General features: G+C 72.8%; 25 protein-coding genes. 16 read left to right on the forward strand and 9 right to left on the reverse strand.

The annotated features are described in order from the left end of the window. Positions 1 to 123: 123 nt before the first annotated feature. Positions 124 to 963 carry a UbiA family prenyltransferase gene (locus tag ACFQGL_RS18560; protein ID WP_377513405.1) on the reverse strand — a complete coding sequence of 280 codons (840 nt, stop codon included), beginning with the start codon at positions 961 to 963 and terminating at the stop codon, positions 124 to 126. Positions 964 to 1,009: 46 nt separating this feature from the next. Here ACFQGL_RS18560 and ACFQGL_RS18565 point away from each other — a divergent pair, with 46 nt between their 5' ends. From ACFQGL_RS18565 to ACFQGL_RS18580, 4 genes are all read left to right on the forward strand, one after another. Beyond that, positions 1,010 to 1,783, forward strand: a complete 774-nt coding sequence (locus ACFQGL_RS18565) for a class I SAM-dependent methyltransferase (protein WP_377513407.1) — start codon at positions 1,010 to 1,012, stop codon at positions 1,781 to 1,783. Between the two features lie 42 nt (positions 1,784 to 1,825). After that, positions 1,826 to 2,995, forward strand: coding sequence for an acyl-CoA dehydrogenase family protein (locus ACFQGL_RS18570; RefSeq protein WP_377513409.1), 1,170 nt, complete (start codon positions 1,826 to 1,828; stop codon positions 2,993 to 2,995). Between the two features lie 94 nt (positions 2,996 to 3,089). Further along, positions 3,090 to 4,139 (forward strand): type III polyketide synthase, encoded by a 1,050-nt coding sequence (locus ACFQGL_RS18575; protein WP_377513411.1) that lies wholly within the window; start codon positions 3,090 to 3,092, stop codon positions 4,137 to 4,139. Between the two features lie 32 nt (positions 4,140 to 4,171). Continuing rightward, entirely contained in the window at positions 4,172 to 4,828 is a 657-nt protein-coding gene (locus ACFQGL_RS18580; protein ID WP_377513413.1) for a hypothetical protein, read from the forward strand. 29 nt (positions 4,829 to 4,857) lie between these two features. Here ACFQGL_RS18580 and ACFQGL_RS18585 read toward each other — a convergent pair whose 3' ends face one another. After that, complete coding sequence (locus ACFQGL_RS18585; protein ID WP_377513415.1) at positions 4,858 to 5,553, reverse strand: hypothetical protein; 696 nt, start codon at positions 5,551 to 5,553, stop codon at positions 4,858 to 4,860. Positions 5,554 to 5,883: 330 nt separating this feature from the next. Between ACFQGL_RS18585 and ACFQGL_RS18590 the strand changes: the two genes are divergently transcribed. The 4 genes from ACFQGL_RS18590 to ACFQGL_RS18605 are packed head-to-tail and all read left to right on the forward strand — an operon-like array spanning position 5,884 to position 8,659. Next, positions 5,884 to 6,369 (forward strand): CarD family transcriptional regulator, encoded by a 486-nt coding sequence (locus ACFQGL_RS18590; protein ID WP_007073334.1) that lies wholly within the window; start codon positions 5,884 to 5,886, stop codon positions 6,367 to 6,369. A 56-nt stretch (positions 6,370 to 6,425) separates the two neighbouring features. Continuing rightward, on the forward strand, positions 6,426 to 7,121 hold the full coding sequence (gene ispD, locus ACFQGL_RS18595; RefSeq protein WP_377513417.1) for a 2-C-methyl-D-erythritol 4-phosphate cytidylyltransferase: 696 nt from the start codon (positions 6,426 to 6,428) through the stop codon (positions 7,119 to 7,121). A 13-nt stretch (positions 7,122 to 7,134) separates the two neighbouring features. Beyond that, positions 7,135 to 7,620, forward strand: coding sequence for a 2-C-methyl-D-erythritol 2,4-cyclodiphosphate synthase (gene ispF, locus ACFQGL_RS18600; RefSeq protein ID WP_377513548.1), 486 nt, complete (start codon positions 7,135 to 7,137; stop codon positions 7,618 to 7,620). 10 nt (positions 7,621 to 7,630) lie between these two features. Further along, entirely contained in the window at positions 7,631 to 8,659 is a 1,029-nt protein-coding gene (locus tag ACFQGL_RS18605; RefSeq protein WP_377513419.1) for a tetratricopeptide repeat protein, read from the forward strand. Between the two features lie 4 nt (positions 8,660 to 8,663). On the opposite strand, the gene ACFQGL_RS18610 is transcribed toward ACFQGL_RS18605, so the two are convergent. Then, complete coding sequence (locus ACFQGL_RS18610) at positions 8,664 to 9,830, reverse strand: homogentisate 1,2-dioxygenase (RefSeq protein ID WP_377513421.1); 1,167 nt, start codon at positions 9,828 to 9,830, stop codon at positions 8,664 to 8,666. Positions 9,831 to 9,924: 94 nt separating this feature from the next. Between ACFQGL_RS18610 and ACFQGL_RS18615 the strand changes: the two genes are divergently transcribed. The 6 genes from ACFQGL_RS18615 (at position 9,925) to ACFQGL_RS18640 (ending at position 15,007) form a co-directional block, all read left to right on the forward strand. Beyond that, positions 9,925 to 10,794, forward strand: coding sequence for a hypothetical protein (locus ACFQGL_RS18615; RefSeq protein ID WP_377513423.1), 870 nt, complete (start codon positions 9,925 to 9,927; stop codon positions 10,792 to 10,794). Beyond that, positions 10,791 to 11,987: a fumarylacetoacetase gene (gene fahA / locus ACFQGL_RS18620; protein ID WP_377513425.1), complete on the forward strand. Its 1,197-nt coding sequence runs from the start codon at positions 10,791 to 10,793 to the stop codon at positions 11,985 to 11,987. The genes ACFQGL_RS18615 and fahA overlap by 4 nt, the downstream gene beginning before the upstream one ends. A 325-nt stretch (positions 11,988 to 12,312) precedes the next feature. After that, positions 12,313 to 12,522 (forward strand): DUF397 domain-containing protein, encoded by a 210-nt coding sequence (locus tag ACFQGL_RS18625; protein ID WP_377513427.1) that lies wholly within the window; start codon positions 12,313 to 12,315, stop codon positions 12,520 to 12,522. A gap of 138 nt (positions 12,523 to 12,660) precedes the next feature. Then, positions 12,661 to 13,143 (forward strand): SRPBCC family protein, encoded by a 483-nt coding sequence (locus tag ACFQGL_RS18630; protein ID WP_377513429.1) that lies wholly within the window; start codon positions 12,661 to 12,663, stop codon positions 13,141 to 13,143. A 92-nt stretch (positions 13,144 to 13,235) separates the two neighbouring features. Beyond that, positions 13,236 to 14,492: an outer membrane protein assembly factor BamB family protein gene (locus ACFQGL_RS18635; RefSeq protein ID WP_377513431.1), complete on the forward strand. Its 1,257-nt coding sequence runs from the start codon at positions 13,236 to 13,238 to the stop codon at positions 14,490 to 14,492. Between the two features lie 89 nt (positions 14,493 to 14,581). Then, positions 14,582 to 15,007 carry an LPXTG cell wall anchor domain-containing protein gene (locus ACFQGL_RS18640; RefSeq protein WP_377513433.1) on the forward strand — a complete coding sequence of 142 codons (426 nt, stop codon included), beginning with the start codon at positions 14,582 to 14,584 and terminating at the stop codon, positions 15,005 to 15,007. A gap of 22 nt (positions 15,008 to 15,029) precedes the next feature. Here ACFQGL_RS18640 and ACFQGL_RS18645 read toward each other — a convergent pair whose 3' ends face one another. The 6 genes from ACFQGL_RS18645 to hppD all read right to left on the reverse strand — a co-directional run bounded on the left by ACFQGL_RS18645 (position 15,030) and on the right by hppD (position 20,957). Next, positions 15,030 to 15,878 (reverse strand): hypothetical protein, encoded by an 849-nt coding sequence (locus ACFQGL_RS18645; protein ID WP_377513435.1) that lies wholly within the window; start codon positions 15,876 to 15,878, stop codon positions 15,030 to 15,032. Between the two features lie 160 nt (positions 15,879 to 16,038). Beyond that, entirely contained in the window at positions 16,039 to 16,593 is a 555-nt protein-coding gene (locus ACFQGL_RS18650) for a hypothetical protein (RefSeq protein ID WP_377513437.1), read from the reverse strand. A 141-nt stretch (positions 16,594 to 16,734) separates the two neighbouring features. After that, the gene (hisC, locus tag ACFQGL_RS18655; protein ID WP_377513439.1) at positions 16,735 to 17,838 is read right to left on the reverse strand and encodes a histidinol-phosphate transaminase; all 1,104 of its coding nucleotides are present in this window, start codon (positions 17,836 to 17,838) and stop codon (positions 16,735 to 16,737) included. Beyond that, entirely contained in the window at positions 17,835 to 18,953 is a 1,119-nt protein-coding gene (locus ACFQGL_RS18660; protein WP_377513441.1) for an RDD family protein, read from the reverse strand. Before ACFQGL_RS18660 ends, hisC begins: the two co-directional genes overlap by 4 nt. Positions 18,954 to 19,029: 76 nt before the next feature. Next, positions 19,030 to 19,740 (reverse strand): RDD family protein, encoded by a 711-nt coding sequence (locus ACFQGL_RS18665; protein WP_377513443.1) that lies wholly within the window; start codon positions 19,738 to 19,740, stop codon positions 19,030 to 19,032. Between the two features lie 11 nt (positions 19,741 to 19,751). Further along, positions 19,752 to 20,957, reverse strand: coding sequence for a 4-hydroxyphenylpyruvate dioxygenase (hppD, locus tag ACFQGL_RS18670; protein WP_377513445.1), 1,206 nt, complete (start codon positions 20,955 to 20,957; stop codon positions 19,752 to 19,754). Between the two features lie 138 nt (positions 20,958 to 21,095). On the opposite strand from hppD, the gene ACFQGL_RS18675 reads away from it, so the two are divergent. Continuing rightward, positions 21,096 to 21,584, forward strand: coding sequence for an Lrp/AsnC family transcriptional regulator (locus tag ACFQGL_RS18675; RefSeq protein WP_377513447.1), 489 nt, complete (start codon positions 21,096 to 21,098; stop codon positions 21,582 to 21,584). Positions 21,585 to 21,703: 119 nt separating this feature from the next. Continuing rightward, positions 21,704 to 23,158: an outer membrane protein assembly factor BamB family protein gene (locus ACFQGL_RS18680; protein WP_377513549.1), complete on the forward strand. Its 1,455-nt coding sequence runs from the start codon at positions 21,704 to 21,706 to the stop codon at positions 23,156 to 23,158. The last annotated feature ends 133 nt before the right edge of the window (positions 23,159 to 23,291 follow it).

Genomic DNA, 23,291 nt, shown 5'->3' on the forward strand with positions numbered 1-23,291 from the left:
CAATCCCCACCCGGGCCGCACGCCGGGCACGGTGGCCATACCCGCGCAGACCGCGCTCCAGGGTAGTTGGGGCTGATCGAGGCCCGCACGCGGACCCGGTAATGCCACCTCCCCGGGTGCCGGTCACACCACCCGACCGCTCGCCACCAGCAGGACCACGTCGATGAGGGCCACCAGCATCACCGCGCGGAAGGCCGCGACCGGTCGCCGGCCGGCCCGGGACGCCGAGCGGCCGGCGTACCAACTCAGTGCCGGCACCACGGCGGCGGTGCCGACCGCCGCGATCCCGACCGCCGACGGCGGCCCGGGTGGCCCGAGGACCAGGGCCGCCGTCGCCGCGAGGAGCAGCCCGGCCGCCGCGGCTCGGCTGCCGGCCGCGCCCAGCCGGTGCGGCAGGCCGCGCACCCCGGTCCGGGCGTCGTCGGTCAGGTCGGGCAGCACGTTCGCGAAGTGCGCGCCGGCACCCAGGCAGGCCGCCGCCGCCAGCAGCCAGACCGGCGGCGTCGGCTCGCCGGGCAGCGCCAGCACCACGAAGGCGGGCAACGCGCCGAACGAGACCGCGTACGGCAGCACCGAGAACGCGGTCGCCTTGAGTGGCCAGTCGTAGAGCAGCGCGGAGACCAGGGCGATGGTGAGCCAGAGCGCCGCCGTGGGGTTCGTGGTCAGCGCCAGCAGCGGGCAGGACACCGCGGCCGCCGCCGCGGCCCAGGCCGTCGTGCGCCGGCTGACCGCGCCAGCGGCGACCGGTTTGTCGGTACGCCCCACCGTGGCGTCCCGGTCGGCGTCCAGCGCGTCGTTGGTCCAGCCGACGGCGAGTTGGCTGGCCAGCACGGCGAGCACCACGGAGGCGATTCCGGCCAGCCGGTGCCCCACTCCCCAGGCCAGCAGACCGGCCACCGTGGTCACCGCCGCGGTCGGTTCCGGATGGCTCGCCCTGACCAGCCCTAACACCCTCGACGACATAAGGGAAGTCTGGTCGTTACCGAGCAGTCGTGCCACGCTCGGAGCCATGCGAGACGTGGCTGCGGCCCCGGCGTCCACCGGCCCCCGGGTGCTGCCGCGCAACGATCCGCGCCAGTACGACGACCTGGCCGGTGAGTGGTGGCGGCCGGACGGCGCGTTCGCGATGCTGCACTGGCTGGCTGAGGCCCGCGCGGCGCTGGTGCCGCCGGCCACCCGTCCCGACGCGCTGCTGGTCGACCTGGGCTGCGGTGCCGGGCTGCTCGCGCCGCACCTGGCCGGCAAGGGCTACCGGCACGTCGGGGTCGACCTGACCCGATCAGCCCTGGTCCAAGCCGCCGAGCACGGGGTGACTGTGCTGCAGGCCGATGTCACCGCGGTCCCGCTCCCCGACGGCTGCGCCGACGTGGTCTCCGCGGGTGAGCTCCTGGAACACGTGCCGGCCTGGCCGCGCGCGGTGGCCGAGGCGTGTCGGTTGCTGCGCCCGGGGGGTGTCCTGGTGCTGGACACCCTCAACGACACGGCGTTGGCTCGGCTGGTCGCGGTGCGGATCGGCGAGCGACTGCCGACGGTGCCGCGCGGCATCCATGATCCACAGTTGTTCGTGGACGCACGGTCGTTGGTCGCCGAGTGCGCGCGGCACGGCGTCGAGCTGCGCCTACGGGGCATCCGGCCGCAGGTCGGCGGCCTGGTCGGCTGGCTGCTGCGGCGGGCACGAGCGGCCCGACGGCCCGGCGCGGTGACCGCCGGCCGCACCCCGCGCATCGTCCCGACCAGGTCCACCGCCGTGCTCTACCAGGGCCGGGGGGTCCGCAACGGATAGTCCGCCCGGGGCGGGGGTAAGGGACGCCGAGAAGGGGGCATTATGACGGTGCACGCGCTGGAGGCGGCCCGCCGGTTGGCGCCGCGGTTCGCCGCGCGGGCCGCGGAGCACGACCGGGATGGGTCCTTCCCGGTCGAGGACTTCCGTGACCTGCGGGAGGCCGGCCTGTTCGGTCTGATGGTGCCCCGCGCGCTCGGCGGCCAGGGCGCCACCTTCGCCGAGTACGCCGCGGTGGCCACCGAGCTGGCCCGGGGCAACGGCGCGACCGCCCTGGTGTTCAACATGCACGCCTCGGTGACCGGTGCCCTGGGCGCGGTCACCGAGGAGTTGGCCGAGGCGCTGGGTGTGCCGACCGAGGCGCTGGCAGCCCGCGACCGGCTGCTCACCGCCGCGGCGCAGGGCTCCTGGTACGCGGTGGCGATGAGTGAGCGTGGCGCCGGTGCCCGGCTCTCGCAACTGAGCACGGTCTACGAGTCGACCGACGAGGGCTGGCACCTCAAGGGCAGCAAGACCTTCTGCTCGGGCGCTGGGCACGCCGACGGCTACCTGGTGGCCGCGCGAAGTGCCGCCGACCAGTCGGTGGTCTCCCAGTTCCTGGTGCCGGCTGGTCCGGCGGGGCTGACCGTCGAGCCGACCTGGGACGCGCTCGGGATGCGCGCCACCTCCTCACACGACCTGCACCTGGACGTCGCCGTCCCGACCGACCGTCTGCTCGGCGGGGTGGAGGGGCTGGCACTGGTGGTCGCCCAGTTGATGCCGCACTGGCTGGTGGCCAGCTACGCGGCCGTCTACGTGGGGGTGGCCCGGGCGTCGATCGACGCGGCGGCCGAGCACCTCAACGCCCGCAACCTGGCCGGTCTGCCGGCGGTGCGGGCCCGGCTCGGTCGGGCGGACGCGGCGACGGCGGCGGCCGAGCTGGTGGTGGCCGAGGCGGCCCGTCGGGTGGACGAGGCGCCGGGCGACGCGGAGACCAACCGTTGGGTGTGGCGGGCCAAGCTGCTCGCCGGCACCACGGCAGCGGAGGTGGCCGCGTCCATGCTGGAGGCGGCCGGCACCTCGGCGACCCGGCGCGGCCATCCACTGGAGCGGCTCTACCGGGACGCCCGCTGTGGCTCACTGCACCCGGCCACCTCGGATGTCTGCGCCGACTGGCTTGGCATCGCCGCACTGGGCGGCGACCCGGACCGCGACGGGTCGGCTCCGCGTTGGTGAGCCGGTGGGGTTCGACGGGAGTGCGGGAACTGCCGGCGGAGGTGGCCGGGGGCATGGATCGGGGGAGGACAGCGTCTGACGAGAGGTGGCGATCGTGCCCGTACCAGTGATCGCGGGGCTCGGGGCGGCGCAGCCGCCGTCCGCCTCGCAGCATGAGTTGTGGGAGGGCTTCTTCTCCCGGCACTTCTCCGGCACCACCCGGTCGTTGGCCCAGCGGATCTTCGCGAACTCGGGGGTGACCCGGCGACAGGCCGCGGTCAATCCGCTGCTGGAGGACGCCTCGGACTGGCCGACCGAGCGCCGGATGCGGCGCTACCAGGTGGAGGCGCTACCGCTGGGCAAGGAGGCGGTCGGCCGCGCGCTGACCGCGGCCGGGCTGGGCGCCGGCGACGTGGGGTTGTTCATCGTCTGCTCCTGCACCGGGTACGCCACCCCGGGGCTGGACATCCTGCTCGCCCGGGACCTCGGCATGGCCCCGGACACCCAGCGGATGTTCGTCGGCCACATGGGCTGCTACGCGGCGTTGCCGGGGCTGGGCGCGGCGAGCGACTTCGTCACCGCCCGGGGGCGCCCCGCGTTGCTGCTCTGCGCGGAGCTGACCAGCCTGCACCTCCAGCCGTCCAGCGCCCGGGTGGACACCCAGCAGATCGTCTCGCACGCGCTCTTCTCGGACGCCGCGGTCGCCGCCGTGGTGGTGCCGGGTGGCCGGGGGTACGCGCTGCGCGAGGTCACCTCGGTCACCGACACCTCCACCGCGGACCACATGACCTGGGACGTCACCGACACCGGGTTCCGGATGGGTCTGTCGCCGAAGGTGCCGCAGGTGCTCTCCCGGCACGTACGCGGGCTGATCGACGACCTGCTGGCGCGGCACGGCACCACCGTCTCCGAGGTGGACGGCTGGGCGGTGCACCCGGGCGGCCCCCGCATCCTCAACGTGGTCGAGCGGGAACTCGCCCTGCCACCGCAGGCGCTGGCGGCGTCCCGGGCGACGCTCGACGAGCACGGCAACTGCTCGTCGCCCACCGTGCTGCTGATCCTGGACCGGCTGCTCCGAGCGGCGGACGCACCTCGGCGGATCGTCATGTTGGCGTTCGGCCCCGGCCTCACCCTGTACGCCGTGCTGCTCGATCGACAGGACTGATCGTCCGACGGGCCGGCCGGTAGGCTCACGGCATGGAGATGGCCGCGGACGATCGGCTCCGCTCGGCGGTGCTGGTCGGCGTGACCCTGACCGCCCTCGCCGTCGGCGGCTGGTGGTGGCGGGCCGAGGCGCCCACCACGGCCGGTTCGGCTCGTCAACCGACCGCCGAGCCAGCCGTGACGCCGACCGTCAGCACCGCGCTGGATCGTGCGCTGGTTGTTACGTCCGACTCGGGGTTCACCGCGCGCGTGGATGGCGAGACGGGTGAGATCATCCGGCTGGAGGGCGACCAGGTGGTCTCCATCGTCGACCCGGCCACCGGCCTGACCCGGGGTGTCATCGAGGCTCCGGATGAGCCCTCGAGCCGGGCGGACCCGTCGAGCGAGCTGTCCGCGTTCAGCGCGACGATCTGGCGCGAACGGACGACGCTCACCCCCGGCGAGAGCGTGATCCGGCAGTCCGCCGGCGAGGCCGGCAACCGTTACCTGCTCCAGGTCCGGTGCACCCACCCGGGCACCATGCTGCTGGTGGTCACCGGAGCCCGGACCACCGGGCCGTCCCGGATCGACTGCGACGGCAGGGTCGAGACCGCCGAGGTGACGCCGATCGGCGGGCCGATCCGGGTGTCGCTGTCCACGACGGGCACGCGGCCGGTCGACGCCGAGGCACAGCTCGTCGAGCTGCCCTGACCCGCCGCCCGCAGCCCGCAGCCCGCAGCTCAGGCGGCCAGTGCGGTGAGATCTTCCCGGTATGTCTCCACCGGGCCCAGCTCGGGCAGCACCCGGGTCACCACGCCGGCGCGGTCGACGAGCAGTGCGGTCGCGGTGCCGGGGCGGGCCGGCTGACCCAGGAACGAGCGCAGGCCGCCGGTGGGGTCGGCCAGCGCGCGTACGTCCCTGCCGGGTGACGACGGCACGGTCGCGACCGTCCGCCCTCCGGACACGGTGACCACGGCCACTCCGAGCGGCGCCACCGCTGCGGCGTCGGCGACGCGGTCCGGACACGGGCAGCCGTCCACCAGGATGATCATGGCGGGCAGGAGGCCGCGCAACGGCACCGGCGCCTGGCCGGCGTCGACCAGGTCGAGTGCGGGCAGCGCTCGCCCGGTGAGCGAGGCGGGTGGTGCGAACGGCGTGGGGGCCGGACGGTCGTTGCCGCGGTTGGCGCGCGGCCAGGTGACCGCGAGCAGGCCGGCCAGCGTGGTGAGCACCGCCACCAGCAGGACCAGCAGCGGCAGGGCCAGGGCCCGGTGGTCGCCCGGTCGTCCGGAAGCCCGGCGCAGTTCGCGGCGGATCTGGGCAGCCTCGGCCGCGAGCGCGGAGGCGTCGTCGGGGACCACCACCCGACCCCACTCGGGCGGCAGGTCGGGCAGCCCGTCGGATGAACCGTGGCCCTCTGCGTCCGGCTTGCCCATCGGACACCCCCTGGCAGCGTCTCGAGAGCGGAGTGCGCTTCGGACTCCAGGGTCCCGCACCGGGGGCACCTCCCGCTACATCTGGGCGCAGTCCCGCCGGGCGGGATACCATGGGAGGAGCGCATAGCCCTTGATCTCGACGTTCTGTTCACCCGTATCGGGAAGTTATCCGTGCGTTACGGAGCGTGTTCGAACCATCGGTTTGACCGCCTGTCAAGCTGAAGAAAGACCTCTCACAGGGCCCCTGAGCTGCGCCAACGGTCAGGACATGGGTGAGACATCGGTGCCTGACCGTGTTACCCTAGACACAGCGAAAGGGGTTTCGAACCTATGGTTTTCAGTGTCGGCGAGACCGTTGTTTACCCCCACCACGGGGCCGCACTCATCGAGGCAATCGAGACTCGGGTCATCAAGGGCGAGCCTAAGCAATACCTCGTCCTGAGGGTCGCGCAGGGTGACCTGACGGTCCGGGTGCCGGCCGAGAACGCCGAGATCGTGGGTGTGCGTGAGGTGGTCGGCGAAGAGGGCCTGGGCAAGGTCTTCGACGTTCTTCGGGCCCCGCACACCGAGGAGCCGACCAACTGGTCGCGGCGTTACAAGGCCAATCTGGAGAAGCTCGCCTCCGGCAACCCGCTGAAGGTCGCCGAGGTCGTTCGCGACCTGTGGCGTCGGGAGCGGGAGCGGGGCCTCTCCGCGGGCGAGAAGCGCATGCTGGCCAAGGCACGCGACATTCTCGTCGGCGAGGTCGCGCTGGCGGAGAAGAGCACCAAGGACGAGGCGGAGACGCTGCTCGACAAGGTCCTCACCGAGGCCTAGTCCGCACAGCATCGTCGTACCCGATTCGTAGCGAAGAAACCACCGAGGACCGCGACGTGACCGCGCAGCTCAATCCGCGCGGTGACGTCGCGGTCCTTGTTCCTGCGGCGGGTGCCGGCGTACGGCTCGGCCCCGGCCGACCCAAGGCGCTGCGCCTGCTCGCCGGCGAGCCACTGCTGGTGCACGCCGTGCGTCGACTGGCCGCCGCGCCCTCGGTGCACACGATCGTGGTGGCCGCGCCCGCCGCCGAGGTGCTGGCCGTCCGAGAGCTGCTCGCCCCGGTGGCACCGGTGATCGTGGTGCCCGGTGGCGCGGAGCGGCAGGCGTCGGTGGCCGCCGCGCTGGCCGCGGTACCCGCCGGCCCTCAGATCGTCCTCGTGCACGACGCCGCCCGCGCACTCACCCCACCGGAGCTGGTCGAATCCGTCGCCGCGGCGGTCCGTGCCGGTCGGGCCGCGGTGATCCCGGTGCTGCCGGTCGTCGACACGATCAAGGAGGTCGGTGCCGAAGAGGTGGTCCTCGGCACCGTCGACCGGTCCGCCCTGCGTGCGGTGCAGACCCCGCAGGGTTTCCGTCGGGCCGTGCTCACCGCCGCGCACGCCGCGGCGGGAGATCCGCTCACCGACGACGCCGGCCTGGTCGAGAAGCAGGGCGTCGAGGTGAGTTGCGTACCCGGTTCGGAGTACGCGCTGAAGATCACTCGACCGTTCGACCTGGCGCTGGCGGAGCACCTGCTGGCCGCCGGCGGATGACGCGTACCCTCTGATCATGATCGTTCCCCGGGTGGCCGTCGGCACCGACGTGCACGCGTTCGCGCCCGGTCGGCCGTGCTGGGTGGCCGGCCTGCTCTGGCCCGACCAGGACGGTCTGGCCGGGCATTCGGACGCCGACGTGGCCGCGCACGCCGCCTGCAACGCGTTGCTCTCCGCCGCCGGTCTCGGCGATCTCGGCTCCACCTTCGGGGTGGGGCAGCCGGAGTGGGCCGGCGCGTCCGGGGTCGCCCTGCTGACCGAGACGGCCCGCCGGGTGCGGGCCGCCGGGCTGGCCATCGGCAACGTGTCCGTGCAGATCGTCGGTAACCGGCCCAAGATCGGCCCGCGCCGCGAGGAGGCCCAGCGGGTGCTCTCCGCCGCCGTCGGCGCGCCGGTGACCGTCTCCGCGGCGACCACCGACGGGCTCGGGTTCACGGGTCGGGGCGAAGGGCTCGCCGGCATCGCGGTGGCCCTGGTGTACGACGCCCCGGCCGCCTAGGCTCGCCGCGATGTCCAGCGACCCCGTTCCCGACCGGTCCGCCGCCGACGGCCATCTCCACCGGGCCCAACTCCTCGCCGAACTCGGTCGCCATGACGAGGCGGCCGGGGAGTTGACCGACGCGCTCGCCCTGGAACCGGCTGACCGGGACGCACTCCTCATGCTGGCCCGGGTGCACCTGGCCGCTGGTCGACCGGCCGACGCGCTCACCGCCGCCGACGCTGCCGTGGCCGCCGCGCCCGAGGCGGTCCCGCCGCTGGTCATCCGTGGCATGGCGCTGTCCGACCTGGAGCGCTACCCCGAGTCGGCCGCCACCGCCGACCGGATCCTCGCGCTCGGCACGGCCGACGCGTACGCCCAACGCAGCGCGGCGGCGATCCTGGCCGGCTCGCGCAACGGTCAGCCGGCGCTGAACGCGGCCTGGCGTGCGGTCGAGCTGGCACCGGAGGAGCCCGAAGCGCATCTCGTGCTCGGCCTGGTGGCGGCCCGGCTGGAGCTGTTCGACCTGGCCGAGCGGGCCTACCGGGAGGCGCTGCGGCTCGACCCACGCCTCGCCGAGACCGGACACGACGTGGGTGTCATCCGACTTGAGCGGCACCGCTGGGCCCAGGCGTTGGAATATCTCGCCGAGGCGGCCACGATCGGCCCGAAGCGAATGGATTCCGGGCGGACCATCGCCGCCGGCCTGCACCGTTTGGTGCTCTACGGTGCGGGCTGGTCGCTGGTGGCAGCGGTGCTGGTGGCGTTCGCGGCCTCGGCGAACGACGGGTTCTCCCGCGTGCTGGCGGTGCTCGCCGCGCTCACCGGCGGGATCGTGGTCTGGCAGCTCGGCGCCCGGCTGCCGGGGCTGACCCGGACCGTCCTACCGGACCTGCTGCGTTCGGACCGGACGATGGCCCTGGCGGTCTACGGGGTGGCGGCCGCGCCGCTGCTGCTGCTGGTGTACGCGGTGGTCGGCTCGCCGTGGCCACTGGTGCTGGCCGTCGTCGCCACGGCGATCGCCGAGTTCGCGGTCTTCACCCGCACCGCCATCCGCTGATCCGTCAGGCGCGACGCGCCCAGGTCCAGGCGTAGCCGTCGTCCTCACAGGCGCGGGCCGCGTCGCAGAGGTCCAGTGGGCGGAAGGTGTCGACCATGACGGCCAGCTCATCGAAGTAGTCCGCACCAATGGAACGCTCGGCCGCACCCGGCTGTGGGCCGTGGGTGAAGCCGGACGGGTGCAGCGAGATCGAGCCCTGCTCGATGCCGGAGCCGCGCCGGGCCTCGTAGTTGCCGCCGGTGTAGAAGAGCATCTCGTCGGAGTCGACGTTGTGGTGGTTGTACGGCACCGGGATCGAGTCCGGGTGGTAGTCCACCTTGCGGGGCACGAATGAGCAGATCACGAAATTCGGCCCCTGGAAGGTCTGGTGCACCGGCGGGGGCTGGTGGATCCGGCCGGTGATCGGCTCGAAGTCGTGGATGGAGAACGCCCACGGGTAGAGGTGGCCGTCCCAGCCGACCACGTCGAACGGGTGGTTGGCGTAGACGTAGCGGGTCCAACCACGGCGGTGGCGGACCAGCACCTCGACCTCCTCGTCGTCGACGAGCAGCGGGGCGTCCGGGCCCCGGACGTCGCGCTCGCAGTACGGCGAGTGCTCCAGGAACTGGCCGCGTACCGAGAGGTAGCGCTTGGGCGGGCCGATGTGCCCGGCCGCCTCGATGGTGAGCAGCCGGACGGGCTGGTCGCCGGTGGGCACCAGCCGGTGGATGGTCGAGGTGGGGATGACGACGTAGTCGCCAGCGACCGCGTCCAGCACGCCGAACGGCGACTCGACCCGCAGAGTGCCCGCCTCGATATAGAGGCAGTGGTCGCCGGTGGCGTCGCGGAAGAGCGGCGAGGGCCGGTCGGCGAGCACGTACCCGATCCGGACGTCGTCGTTGGCGAGCAGGTACTGCCGGCCGAGGACCGGGTCGGCGCTACCGGCGTCGAGCTTGTGGGTACGCAGGTGGCGGGGCTTGAGCGGCAGGTTCGGCGAGCGGGTGGACGCCGGCGGGGTGAACTCGTCGGCGGCCAGGATCGCGGTCGGCGCGTACCGGTGGTAGAGCAGCGACGAGTCGGAGGAGAAGCCCTCCTGACCCATCAGCTCCTCGGCGTAGAGGCTGCCGTCGGGCTGGCGGAACTGGGTGTGGCGCTTACGCGGCACCTCGCCGACGCTGCGGTAGTACGGCATCTCGCCTCCCGATAGGTCCCGTTCACCGGCCGGTGGCGTCCGATAATCGGACGCTGTTGTCCGTTCCTTGTAGCGTCCCGTACATTCTTGTTCCGTGTCAACGCAGGTGCCCGCACTCCTCGACGGCCTGGTGGACGACGCCGCCGTCTTCCCACCGGGCAGCGCCGAGCTGCCCGACGCCGTGCTCGCGCACCGTGGGTACCGCACCGCCTGGTACGCCGACCTGGTCGGTCCGCTGCTGCTCCCGGCCTCGACGCTGACCCGCGGCGACCTGAGCGAACTCGTCGACCCCGGCGAGGGCCTGGTGGTCGGGGTGATCGGCGACACCGGGATCGCGGGCCTGTCCGGCGCGCTGTCGTTCCTGGCCCCGGACGATGTCACCGCCCGGCAGGTCGAGGTGGCGGTCGCCAAGCGGGGCGAGGATCCGCTGCCCGGCATCGCCGAACTGCTGCGGGCGACCGGCACCCTGCCGGGCGTCGAGGCCGTCTACGCCGAGCTGCCGCTGACCTTCGGGCTGATGGGCGCGCTGGATGCCCTCGCCGCCGCTCGTGCTGACGGGATGCCGATCGCGGCGAAGTTCCGTACCGGCGGGCTGGCCTCCGAGCTGTTCCCGACCCCGGCCGAGCTGGCCGCGGTCATCTGCGCCTGCCGGGACCGGGACCTGCCGTTCAAGCTCACCGCAGGGCTGCACCAGGCGGTCCGGCACCTCGACCCGACGACCGGGTTCACCCACCACGGCTACGCCAACGTGCTGGCGGCGACCCTGGCCGCCGCCGAGGGGGACGGCGTGGACGTGGTCACCGAGCTGCTCACCGTGACCGACCCGCGCCCGCTGCTGAACCGAACCAGTGGACGGCTGGACGTGCCCCGCCCGCTCTGGGTCGGCTTCGGCTCGTGCAGCATCCTGGAACCACTGACCGATCTGATCCGGCTGGGGCTGGTGAACGGGGGCTACGACGCATGACCTGGGTGACCGGCGCCGACGGATCGCCGTACGGAGTGACGAACCTGCCGTACGGGGTGTTCCGGCAGGACGGGGGCCGGCCGCGGATCGGCGTACGGATCTCCTCGTGGGTGCTCGACCTCGCCGCCGCGGAGGCCGCCGACCTGGTGCTGGCCGCCGGCACGCTCGGCCGACCCACCCTGAACGACTTCATGGCGCTGGGCCGTCCGCAGTGGACCGCGGTGCGGCAACGGATCATCGAGCTGCTGACCGACCCGGCACACCGCCCGGCCGTGGAGCCCCTGCTGGTGCCGCTGGACGAGGTGGAGCTGCTGCTCCCCGTCGAGGTGGCCGACTACGTCGACTTCTACTCCTCGGAGCACCACGCGGGCAACGTCGGGCAGATCTTCCGTCCGGGCCAGCCGCCGCTGCTGCCGAACTGGAAGCACCTGCCGATCGGCTACCACGGGCGGGCCGGCACGGTGGTGGTGTCCGGTACGCCGGTGGTCCGCCCCATCGGCCAGCGCGCCTCCGCCGAGGGCCCGGTCACCGGCCCGTCGGTACGCCTCGACATCGAGGCCGAGGTCGGGTTCGTGGTGGGCGTACCCAGCCCGCTGGGCGCCCGGGTGGCCGCCGACGACTTCGCCGACCATGTCTTCGGCGTGGTGCTGGTCAACGACTGGTCGGCCCGGGACATCCAGGCCTGGGAGTACCAGCCGCTCGGCCCGTTCCTGGGCAAGTCCTTCGCCACGTCGGTATCCGCCTGGGTGACACCGCTGGACGCGCTCGCCGACGCCTTCGTGCCGGCCCCGGAGCAGGACCCGCCGGTGGTCGACTACCTGCGGGACGTGCCGCACCTGGGGCTGGACCTGGCGCTGGCGGTCGAGTGGAACGGCGAGCGGGTCAGTGAGCCGCCGTTCGCGACCATGTACTGGACCCCGGCACAGCAGTTGGCGCACCTCACCGTCAACGGCGCGTCCCTGCGCACCGGTGACCTGTACGCCTCGGGCACCGTCTCCGGCCCGACCCGGGAGCAGGTCGGCTCGTTCCTGGAGCTGACCTGGGGCGGGGCCGAGCCGGTGCAGCTCGGCGATGAGAGCCGTACGTTTCTCGCCGACGGTGACACGGTGACCATCACGGCCACCGCTCCGGGCCCGGACGGCACCACCGTCGCCCTCGGCGAGGTCACCGGGACAATTCTGCCGGCCCGCTGAACCGGCCCGTCAGTCACCACCTGAGCCGTCTTCGGCTCCCTTTGCTCTGCTTCACCCCACGCAACACTTTGGGCCGCCCAGTGTTGCGTCTGTCGAAGCAGAGCAAAGCGGCGGAATCAGGTATCTCCGCTCGCGCCGGACCGGTCTGACCGCCTGTGGTTCGGGCCGTCTCATCGATGGGACTCGTGATCGCACCGGCTGTGCGATCACCAGGCCTGGTTACCCCGTTGGTCACGCGGATCAATCGCTCCGCCACCCGGTACGGGCCAGGCTCAGCCCGGCCGTCCGGGGGTGGGGCATCCCATCGCACAAGGAGGTAACGACGATGCACGATCTCGCGGGCGCGGTCTGGCGTACCAGCAGTCGCTCAAACGACCAAGGGCTCTGCGTGGAGGTGGCCGACAACCTGGTCGCCGTCCTCGATCTGGTCGCGGTACGCGACTCCAAGGACCAGACCGGTCCCACACTCGCCGTCAGCCCGCCGGGGTGGACAGCCTTCATCGGAGCGATCCGGGCCGGTCGCTTCGAGCACTGACCGCCGCCGGACCCGGTCGACGACCGGTGCCGAGCGGTCGCCGGAACGGACAACGTGGCCTCCGGGCGGTGAAAATTCCGTCCCGGGGGCCTCGTTCGGCCCTCACCCCGCGTACCGTCATCGACACGGGAGGGCGGCATGTCGACGGTGGCGGTTACCGGGTTCATCGAGGCACACACCGGCGATGCCTGGCGTCTGCTGACCGACCTGCCCGCTCGGGCGGCCCGACTGACCACCGCCGGCCCGGTCGAGCTGCTCACCCCGGGCCCGTTCGGGCCGGGCACCGCGTGGCGTGAGCAGCGCGCCCAACCGGGCGGCGGCACGCTCACCGAGGAGTTCCTGGTGGTGGAGGCAGTTGCCCCACGCCGGCTGGTGCTCTGCTCCTCCGGTGCCGGCGCGGACTACCGGATCACCTGGATCCTGCGACCGGTCCGCCGTCGTGGCCGTGGCTGCACGGCGGTCACCGTCACCCAGGAGGCGGCGCCGACCGCCCCGTACGGCAGGGTGGTGGCACTGCTGCTGGGCGGGCTGGCCGCCCGCGCGGTCGAGGTGGCGCTCCGGCGCGATCTCGCCGACCTGGCCGTCGCGGCCGGCACCATCGGCTCGGTCGAAGCCGCCTGACCGCGGATCGGCCGACCTCTCGCACGTGGCCGACGTGACCTGACCGGGGTTCCGCAGGTTCCGCTGGGTAGGGTGCCGGGCGGAGGTGCGGCATGGGGTTCCCGAAGGGCCGACGACGGCTCGTGCTGGCGGTCGCGGCGCTGCTCGCCGTGGCGGCGGTCGCGGTCATCGTCCACCGGGTGCTCGCGCCGGCCGAGGTGAGCACGGTGGCCCGGGGTGGATACCCGGCCGCGGCCGAGCCGCCCGTCGGCGTGGTCGGACGGCTGCCGGTCGCCCCGCTGATCGTGGACTCCCGGCTGCGGGTGTACGCCGCGCACCGCCAGGTCTACGCCGACCGGCCGGTCGACGGGCGGCACCGGACCACCCCGTACTGGTCGTACCGGCGCTGGCCGGCGGAGCTGACCGGGGTGGTCGGCAGCGGCAGCACGGTGGTCAGTCGCTGGTCCGACGGTCGACTGGTCGCGCTCGACGCTTCGAGCGGTCGGGTGCTCTGGCGGGCCGACGGCCCGGTGCCGGTCGAGACCGGTGCGGTCGTACGGCGTACCGGGGCGGCCACGGTCTGGGACCCGAGTGGTCTGCACCGCACCGATCTTCCGGACGGCCGGACGGTGCTGGTGGTGACCGGGGACGACGAGGCGCGCGGGGTGGAGTTGGCCGGTGGCCGGGAGCTGTGGCGGGTCGACCTGCCCGGTCGCTGCCGCAGCGACGTCGGCACCACCTCGTCCGGGCAGTTGATCGGCGTGGACTCCTGTGCCGGGCCGGCCACGGTCGAGTTCCGGGACGCGGCGACCGGCGCGGTGCGCGAACGGTGGCGGCCGCCGGGTGGCCCGGACGGGCTGGTGGTGACCCCGCTCGGCTGCCGTACCGGCCGATCGGACTGCCCCGCTCTGCGGACCGCCGGGCCGGGCGACGCGGGTGGCCGCGGTTGGCTGTTGGGCGCCGGTACGCCGACCGCCGCACCAGCGCTGGACCCGGTCGGTGCCACGCTGGCCGGCGAGCAGGCGGTCGCCGTTGTCGACGGCGTGGCGGTGGGCCGGTCGGCCCGCTCGGGCGCGGAGCTCTGGCGGGTCGACGGTCTGGGACCGGCCCGGGTGCTCGCCGTCCAGCCGGGCCGGGTGCACCTGCTGACCGAGGTGAACGACCTGGTGACGCTGGATCCGGTGACCGGTGCCCAACTCTCCCGCTTCTCGCTCAACGTCGGGTCGGACGGCACCGGCTGGGCGCCCGGAGCGGTGACCGCGATGGACGGTTACCTCGCGGTGGAACGGCTCCGCGAGCCGGTCGACCCGGACGGGGACGACCAGCGCTACTACCTGACCGCCGAGGCGGTGATCCTGGCCGCCACCTGATCGTGGGTCTGGCCTGGGAACCTTCCGCCACATCTGACCGAAAACGGTACGTTTTTCACGGTTCAGGTTTCGGCTGGAGGGGGCGGCACATGGGTAGGACAGCGGTCGGCTGGCTCGTCGGCGGTGCACTCGCCGCCACGGCGAGCCTCGCGGTGGCGGTTCCGACGGTGCTCGCCCCGGGCGACCCGGTGGCGGTTGCCGCGGTTCTGGCGGCGCCGTCGGGGGACACCGGGGTCACCTTCGAGGTGATACCGGGTACGCCGACGCCGACGCCCACCGGCGAGCCGACGCAGCCGCCGCCGAGTCCCACCGGCGAGCCGACGCAGCCGCCGCCGAGTCCCACGTACGACCCGACGCAGCCGCCGCCGAGCCCCACGTACGACCCGACGCAGCCACCGCCGACCGAGTTGCCGGTGACCGGGTCGGGATCGTCGACGGCCGGCCCGGTGGCGCTGCTGGGCATGGCGCTGATTCTGATCGGCTGGATGGTGGTCCGCCGCCAGCGACGGGAGTGAACCCGGCCGACCAGCGACGGCCTCACCGTCGGGCTGGCAGTCGTCTCCAGTGCCGCCGGCCCAGCCAGGCCAAGCCGGTGATCACCAGCAGGCCCGCTGCGGACGCGGCCACGTTCCAGGCGGTCGTCATTCGGGAGAAGAACGTGCCGGGCTTGCCGACCTTGCCCGGCTCGGGGAACTCGATCTGCCGGGTCACCTCCTTCTTGATCAGGCCACTCTCCAGCTTGAGGTCGATCTTCCAGGGCCCGTCCGCCAGGTCGGCCGGGAATCGGACGGTGACCTGGCCGGGCACCCCAGGTGCCAACGTGGTGCCCTGCACGACGTCGAACGGCCCAGCCCGAGTTCCGGCCGGCCCCTCGGTGAGGGTCGCCGTTCCGGTCAGATCCAACGCCCGCCCGCCGGTGTTGGAGACCTTGATGGCGACCGACGGTTCGCCCTGCGGGCTCCGCGCCGGCAGCAGATCGCCGATGGTGAAATCGGAGACCGGCTCGCCGCCAGGGCCGATGTCCAGGTAGACCCGGATGCCGACCCGGTGCACCTGGGTGATGCTGCCGTTGGGCCGCGGCTTGGAGATCGCGGACGCCCAGATCACCCCGTACCGTTCACCGGCGGATGCGATCTTCGGCACCTCGATGGTCGCCCTGACCTTCGCCTCCTCGCCCGGCTCCAGGTCGATCGTGTCGCGGTCGAGGCCGATCCACGAGGTCAGCTCGTTGGCCGTACGCCCCTCGCCGAAGACGAACTTTTCCTTCTCCAGCGTCGCCGCGGCCGGATAGACGTCGAGCCGCTGCCGCTCGTCGGTCCGATTGACGATCAGGATCTGCCGCTTGATGGTCGTGCCGGGCGGCAGGTGGTCGACGATGTAGCGCAACGCCCGAGGGTCGTCGCGGCGGTTGGTCGGTGCCTCCAGTAGCCGGATTCCGAGGCGCTCGTCGGCATCGGGCTCGGCCGCGCCGGCCCGGGTCGACAGACCCGGACCGGCGAGGCAGAGCAGTGCCAGCGCGACCGCGACGGTCGACCGGCCCCGGCGGCTACGCCACCGAATGCGTCACCGTCCCGGTGTAGACGCCCGCGATGCTGTCCAGCGGCACGTGGACGATCAGAGTCGGGTTCCAGGTCGCGGTGTTACCGCCGGTGCCGCCGGTGTGGGTGAACGCCGGGAGGGGCGTGACACTGGACAGCGGCGCCGCATTGACGGCGGCGGCCTGCCCCGGGGTGAAGGTGCCGGTGCCGGTGGTCGCGGTGGCGGGACCTGACCAGTAGTCGATCAGTTCCGGCTCGACCGTCTCGGCCGCGGTGCCGCCGCCGGTCTGGAAGACCGTGGAGGTCACCGTGGCCGCCCAGGAGGCGTCCGCCGCACCCCGGGAGTCGGTGACCGTGACCGGGCCGAGGGCGCCCGTGATCGTGCTACCCGGAGCGCCATCGCCCAGGTCGGCGGCGGCCGGCGCGTCGATGTCGAGGGTGCCGGCGAGCACCTCGAAGGTGACGGTCGTGGTGTCGGTGGGCGCGGCGGCGGCCGGCGCGGCGAGGAAGCCCACCATCGCCGCTGCGGCCGCCCCGGCCAGACAGATCTTGACAGTACGCACTGCTTGTTACCCCGTTTTCTCGAAGTGGAGCCCGGGCGTGGGTCGTGGAAAGCCGGGCCACTTCGGAAGATACGGCAGGTAACGAACAGAAGCGGACAAACAGTATTTACGTCATTATTTGGGTGAGGAGGCCCCAACTCCTCAGTTCAGCGCCGCCTCGGCAGCGGCCAGGAAGGCGTCGTTCTCGGCCGGGGTGCCGATGGTGACCCGCACCCCGTCCCCCGGGAACGGTCGGACGATCACCCCGCGCGACTCGCACGCCTTGCCGAACGCCACCGACCGTTCGCCCAGCGGCAGCCAGACGAAGTTCGCCTGGCTGGTCGGCACCTCGGGCACGAACTTGCGCAGCGCCTCGGTGACCCGGTCCCGTTCGGCGACGACCAGGGCGCAGCGGCGCTCCATCTCCTCGACCTGGCTCAGTGCGGCGAGCGCACCGGCCTGGGCGGCCGTGCTGGTGGAGAACGGCGTCACGACCTTGCGGACCGCCGCGGCCACCGCGGGCTGGGCGACCAGCCAGCCGATCCGCAGCCCGGCCAAGCCCCATGCCTTGGACAGGGTGCGCAGCACCGCGACGTTCGGTCGGTCCAGGTAGTCGAGGCCGTCCGGCACCTCCGGGTCGGTGACGAACTCCCGGTACGCCTCGTCGATGACCACCAGCACGTCGTCCGGCACGGCGTCGAGGAACCGGTCCAGCTCGGCCCGGCGTACCGCCGTACCGGTGGGGTTGTTCGGGTTGCAGACCACGATCATCCGGGTCCGGTCGGTCACCGCCGCGGCCATCGCCACCAGGTCGTGCCCGTGCCCGGCGTCGTTGGGCACCCGCACGCTGGTCGCGCCGCTGGTCGCCGCGATGATCGGGTACGCCTCGAACGACCGCCACGCGTAGAGGAACTCGTCGCCGGGCAGGCAGGTGGCCCGGACGAGGTGCTCGGCGAGCGCCACCGACCCGCAGCCGGTGGCGATCCGGTCGGCCGCGACGCCGTACCGCTCGGCCAGCACGTCGCGCAGAGCGACCACACCCATGTCCGGGTAGCGGTGCGACGCGAGGACGGCCTCGGTGACCGCCTCCACCACACCGGGCAGCGGCCCGTACGGCACCTCGTTGCTGGCCAGCTTGATCGCCTCGGGCAGCCCCAGCTCGCGGGCCAGGTCAGCGGGGCTGCGCCCCGGCACGTAGCTGGGCAGTGCGTCCAGGTCGGCGCGGGTCAGCCGTAGCGCCGGCTGGTGACGTCCGGAGTCGGTCATGGGGTGTCTCCCGGGGGTTCGGTGCGGTCGTTCGGGGGGATGGCGCCGGTGGTGCGGGGGAGTTCAACGACCACCGTCTGCGCCCGCTTGTCGTGCAGCGCCTGGCGCAGAGGGTGGTCGAAGAGCGGGGAGAGGGAGTCGACCAGTTGCAGCACCAGGCCGAGGCCAGCGCAGTACCAGAGCAGGGTGGGCATGCCGAGAGGGCTCCACCGGCGCAGCGCCCGGCCGAAACCGAGCGGCTGGTCCTCGACGAGTGGCACCGCCTTGATCCGCATGACCCGCTTGCCGACGGTCTGCCCGCCGGCGGCCATGGCGGGCACCTCGTACGCCAGCCAGAGGGCGGTGGCGATCACCGGGATCACCACCTGGAGGAGCCCAACCTGCTCGTTGATCTGCGGCAACCCCTCGGTGGAGGAGTCGCCGGCCGCGAAGCGCCGACCCACCTCCCGCCAGTAGGGCCCGGTCTCCTCGAAGAACCGCCAGACGAACCAGCCGTTCACCAGCACGTTCAACCCGAAGACGAGGCTGAAGTCGATCAGCCGGGCGGTCAGTCGGCGGCCGAAGCCGGCCAGCGCCAAACCGTGCGGGCGCGGCTCGGGCGGCCGTCCGGGCCAGCCGGGCGGGCCGGCCTGCGGTGCCCAGCCGGGCGGAACACCCGGCGGTGCCCAGCCGGGCGGCCCGGCCTGTGGCGCCCAACCCGGCGGGCCGGCCTGCGGCCCCCAACCCGGGCCGTGCCCCGGTTGCGGACCGTGCCCCGGTTGCGGACCACTGCCCGGTTGCGGACCACTGCCCGGGTATGGGCCGTGGCCCGGGTATGGGCCGTGGCCCGGGTATGGGCCGTGGCCCGGGTATGGGCCGTGGCCCGGCGGTGGGCCGTACCCCGGGTATGGGCCGTGGCCCGGTTGTGGGCCCGGCCCGGGGTGCTGCGGCCAGCCGGGGGCGACGGCGACGGGGGTGGCCGGCGCTTGTGGAGCGGCCGGCGGCTCGACCGGGGGTGGTCCCTCGGGTGGGGTGGCGTCGACGGGGATGGGCGCGCCGAGCCAGCCCTCGCCGTCCCAGTACCGCCGCGTCTCGGTGTCGGCGGGGTCGACGTACCAGCCGGGTTGCACACTCACGCCGTCGCTCCGCTTCGCTGCGCGACGGCGTGCGACGCCACGCTAATGGACCTGCTGGTTCGCTCGCTCCGCTCGCTCACTCAGACACCTTAACGACGACCGTCTCGGCGAACTTGTCATGGAGGCACTGCTGCCAGGGCTTGTCCCAGAGCTGCCAGAACCCGTCGAGATAGTTGAGCCCGGGGACGAAGGCAACGGCCAGGTGCTGCACCAGCCATCGCCGGCCGGCCATCGCCCGGTTCAGCGTCCGGGTCGGGTCGAGCGGCACCACACGCAGCTTCATCGCCTTCTTACCGAGGGTCTGGCCGTCGCGCTTGAGGTACTCCACGTGGTAGAGCCAGTACAGGCCGAGCAGCAGGACGAACATGCCGACCTGGAGCAGCAGGATCGGCAGGAAGTAGCTGAGGAAGATGGTGCTCGGGTCCGGGTCCATGACCGTCCCGTCCGGCTTGACCTCGGACATCTTGGTGACCATGCGCCAAAAGAGGATCGCGAAGGCGGGTAGGAACAGCACCAGCGCGACGCCGCTGGCCAGGGCCATGTCGATCAGCCAGGCCAGCAGCCGGTCGCTGAAGCTGGCCAGCGGCTGGCCGCCCGGGCTCAGCGTCGGCGGCGGGGCCATTGGTCGAGGCGGTCCCGGGTACCACGGCGGCGGGGCGTACCCGGGTGGGGCGTACTGCGGCGGGACCGCGTACCCCTGGGGGTGTCCGGGCGGCGGGGTGACGCCGCCGGCGGTGGGTGAGGGCCCACCGACCGGCGGCATCGGGTACGACGGAGGCTGCGTCACGCTCGACAGTGTTACAGGTTGCCGCGGGCTTCCTGCTCCCGTTCGATGGCCTGGAAGAGCGCCTTGAAGTTGCCCTTGCCGAAGCCGAGCGAGCCGTGCCGCTCGATCAGTTCGAAGAAGACGGTCGGACGGTCCTGCACCGGCTTCGTGAAGATCTGGAGCAGGTAGCCGTCCTCGTCCCGGTCGACCAGGATCTTGCGGGCCTTCAGCTCCTCGATCGGCACCCGCACGTTGCCGATCCGGGCGCGCAGCTCCGGGTCCTCGTAGTACGAGTCCGGCGTGTCCAGGAACTCGACGCCGGCGGTCCGCATCGCGTCGACGCTGGCCAGGATGTCGTTGGTGGCGACCGCGATGTGCTGGGGGCCCGGGCCCTGGTAGAACTCCAGGTACTCGTCGATCTGCGACTTCTTGCGGGCGATCGCCGGCTCGTTGAGCGGGAACTTCACCTTACGGGTGCCGTTCGCCACGACCTTGCTCATCAGCGCCGAGTAGTCGGTGGCGATGTCGTCGCCGATGAACTCCGCCATGTTGGAGAAGCCCATCACGCGCTTGTAGAACTCGACCCACTCGTCCATCCGGCCCAGCTCCACGTTGCCGACCACGTGGTCGACGGCCTGGAAGAAGCGCTTCGGCTGGATGCCGGCGTCGATCATCGGCCGCCGGTCCACGATCGGGCCGCGGGCCACGAAGCCGGGCAGGAACGGGCCGGTGTAGCGGGAGCGGTCGACCAGGGTGTGCCGGGTGTCGCCGTACGTGGCGATGGCGGCCAGCCGGACCGTGCCGTGCTCGTCGGTCACGTCGTGCGGCTCGACCACGCCGTTGGCGCCCTGCGCGACGGCGTGCGCGTACGCGCTGTCGACGTCCGGCACCTCCAGCGCGATGTCGCTGACCCCGTCGCTGTGCCGGGCCACGTGCTCCGCGCCGTCGGCGTCCGGGCGCACCGCGCCGGTCAGCACGAACCGGGCCGAGCCGCTGGTCAGGACGTACTGGGCGTGGTCCCGGTAACCCTGCTCCGGGCCGCGGTACGCCACGCAGGTCATGCCGAAGGCGGTGGAGTAGTAGTGCGCGGCCTGCTTGGCGTTACCGACCAGGAAGTGCACGTGGTCGAGGCCCTTGACCGGGAAGGGGTCGTGGCTGATGTCGTGGTCGACAGCGCCGACGAGCCGGTCGATGTCGACGTCCTCGGTCGACTGGGGTCGGTCGATCGCCTGGGTCATGATGGCCTCCCTCGCGTACCGGCCGGCCTCGTGGGCCGCCGTGGTTGGTCTTGTGGCGAGGATCGCGGTCCGGGCCCGAGGTGGGCAACTGTCGGCGTAAATGCTGGTCAGGTTGCGCATTCGGTATGGTCTGAACCCATGAACGGTGAGCAAGCTGTACAGCTCGATGAACTCGACGTGCGCTTGATCGATCTGCTGGCCGAGGAGCCCCGCATCGGGGTGCTGGAGTGCTCGCGGCGGCTCGGCGTGGCCCGCGGAACCGTGCAGGCCCGGCTGGACAAGCTGGTCGACCGTGGCGTCATCGGTGGCTTCGGCCCGGACATCTCGCCGGCCGCCATCGGGTTCGGGGTGACCAGCTTCGTCACCTTGGAGATCAGTCAGCGGCACGGCCACGACCCGGTCACCGCCCACCTCGCCGCCATCCCCGAGGTGCTGGAGGCGCACACCATCACCGGCTCCAGCGACCTGCTCTGCCGGATCGTGGCCCGCTCCAACACCGACCTGCAACGGGTCATCGACCAGATCGTCTCGTCCGCCGGCATCACCCGGGCCTCGACGATCATCGCGCTCGCCGAACAGATCCCCTACCGCACGTTGCCGCTGGTGCGTAGTGCGGTCCGGCGGTAAGGAAGGGCACCTTATTAACGCCTCCGGTAGAGGAGGGGTCCCCTGTTAACACCTGCGGCGTCAGAAAGCGCGGCGACACGGCGGTGCGGGCGTACGGAAGATCCGTGATCGTGGCTACGGTGTGCGGTGTGGCGAAGGGGAGCGTACGCGGCGGGCTACTGCTTGGCCTCGCTGCGGTCATCGCCCTCGCCGCCACCGGCGTGTGGAATCCGTTCCCGAAGCTGTGGGAGTGGGTCGACCGCAGCGATCCCATCTCTGAGCCCGATGTGGTATGGCAGCAGCGGGTCGGTGGCACGCCACGCAGCGTGACCATCGCTGGCGACGCCGTGGTGATCGAGCAGCGTACCCGGGTCGAGGCCCGCAGCCTGGCCACCGGCGCCCAGCTGTGGGAGCGCAAGGCCGACTGGTCGGCGGTCGCGGGCGGCGACCGGGACCCGGTGGTCGCGGTGGGCAAGCTTCTGGTCAAGGGGTACGAGCTGCTCGACCCGACGACCGGGGCGACCCGACGGCGCGACGACGATGCGGTGGCCGTCTGGACGTACCGCAACCTGCTGCTCGACGCCCGCTGTACGGACGCCACCGACTGCACCCTGAGCGCCTGGGACCCGCGCGGCACCACGCCACTGTGGACGGCTTTCCTGCCCGGAGTGCACAGCGGTCTGCTTGCCGACAACCCGGGGCTGCGCGGCACCCGTCGGCTCACCGCCACCCGGGTCGACGACGGGGTGGCCGGGCCCGAGCCCGCACCGCCGCTGCTCGGTTTCCCGGTCGACGGCCGGGTGCACGTGGTCGACACCGCGACCGGTCGGGTGTTGCAGAACGTCGAACCGGGTCGGGACGAGCGGCTCTCGGTGGTGGGTGGCCGGATGCTGCGGATCACCGCCCGATCCCAGGACGGCACCTGCTACTTCGCCATCTCCGCCCGGGACCCGGCGACGGGGCAGGAGGCATGGCAGCGGTCCGGGGTCAACCTGCGGACCGCCGACAGCGCCGGCTGCGTGCAGCGGGAGGACCCGCAGGGCGCGCGGAACGTGCTGATCGGGGTCGCCCCGGACGGTCGCGAGGCGGTCATCGACGGGTACGACGGGCGGCTGCTCTGGGTCGGCGACCCGGGCACCAAGCTGATCGCGGTGGACGACCGCTACGCGCTGGTCCGGGCCGCCGACAAGCGCTCGGTGGTGGCCCGCGAGCTGGGCACCGACCGGGTCCGGTGGACCCGTCCCGCCACTGGCAAGGTGACCGCCGCGCTCACTCCGTACGCGGCGGTGGTGACCGACGAGAAACCCTCCCGGTTGGTCGCCGTGGACCCGCGGACCGGCCGGGAGCTCGCGGTTCTGCGGACCTCCGCCAACGCCCTCGCCGTCGGGTCGCAGGGCATGATCATCGGCGAGGGGCGGGAGATCGGGTACGTCCGCTTCGGTGCCACCGGTAACGCGCCCGCCCCGGCACCCGGCGACGGCGGCAACCCCGGCAACACCGGCCCAGGCGGTGGCACCACCCGCACCCCCGCGCCCGGGGACGGCGACGACTGCGGACCCAAGGGCGAACTCTGCCCCGAGCCCGGCAGCGGCTGAACAGGCGCCACGGTCCGGCGTGGGCGGGGAGAGCGGCAGTGACCAGGACCGCGGAGCGCGGTGGGCCCGCCGGATGAGAGCGGCGTCCCAGGACCAGCCCGGCGGGTGGGACTGATCGACCGGTCTGCCCTAG

The organism is Micromonospora vulcania, from assembly GCF_042658605.1.
Lineage (GTDB): Bacteria > Actinomycetota > Actinomycetes > Mycobacteriales > Micromonosporaceae > Micromonospora > Micromonospora vulcania.